At 37.7% G+C, this 1,044-nt stretch carries 1 protein-coding gene; it reads left to right on the top strand.

The annotated features are described in order from the left end of the window. Positions 1 to 169: 169 nt before the first annotated feature. Positions 170 to 721, top strand: coding sequence for a hypothetical protein (locus CHU92_RS00150; protein ID WP_094411407.1), 552 nt, complete (start codon positions 170 to 172; stop codon positions 719 to 721). The last annotated feature ends 323 nt before the right edge of the window (positions 722 to 1,044 follow it).

Below are 1,044 nucleotides of genomic sequence, written 5' to 3'. Positions count from 1 at the left end.
TAGTTCAAGTTTAGGTATTTATGAGTCATCCGGCTATATAAAATGCGTAAGCCGTAATCTGCCATAAGCCTTTACAATGTAATTCTTCAGCAATTTTAGTAAGAAAATATACCTGCCGTAAAAACTTTCATATATTTGTGTGTTAGCGGTAATTTAAACAAACAGACGAATGGAATTTAAACTTATATACGAAGGAAAATTAAAATCAAATGCAGACGCGACCGAAAAGCATCGCATTAGACAGGTATTTCATGAGCAACTTAAAAATGCATGGAAATACCCTCCTTTAAATGAGGTGACGGATTGGGTTAAAATTCCACCGATTGCCACATCAAGTTTTACAAGTGTCAAGAATGTTGGAGGACACAACTTCGCTACTTTGGTCTGCAAGACAATGAGTATGTATTGCGAACTTGACTTGTTAATTTTAAAACCAGATATTTCACATGGTGCATTTGGAGACCTTGACAATAAGCTAAAAACAATATTTGACGCTTTAAGATATCCAAATAAAGTTCAAGAAATTCCAAGCAGTTGGACACCTAATGCTGACCAAACTCCGTTAATTTGCCTCTTAGAAGACGATGATTTGATTACTAGATTTAACGTAAATGTTGACAGATTGCTCAGAAACGCATCAACAGACGACATCGTAATGATAATAACAGTAAAGGTTAAAGGTGTTGGAGCAAGAGTTGGCTCTTTAAGCTTAATTGTGTAGTTGAATAGAGTGACAAAAACTACCGCTAACACGGGTTTTGCGTCAGGCGGGCTGACGTGCAAACTTGGAGCTTTGTGCTTCTATTCAAGTTCGGTGCTGGTTGACAGTTTTGTGCTCCGAAATCCCCCACTACGGCAAGCGGCAAAAAAGGATGCCGCTCCAATCCCTCACGCGGGGGTGGGCAGAGAGGGGAGTGACTGCATTGTGTGAAAAAGCCTTAAAATTTATACTAATTTTAACACCTGTCTGTTACAGATCATTTTTGTATTATACTAAAAAACCAATAGCGTCCTAAACAATAAAAAAAAGAATGGTTAGTTTTT

This window comes from Flavobacterium cyanobacteriorum, from assembly GCF_002251835.1.
Lineage (GTDB): Bacteria > Bacteroidota > Bacteroidia > Flavobacteriales > Flavobacteriaceae > Flavobacterium > Flavobacterium cyanobacteriorum.
Note: the sequence above shows the minus strand (reverse complement) of the source record. Positions and strands in the feature narration are given on the sequence as shown.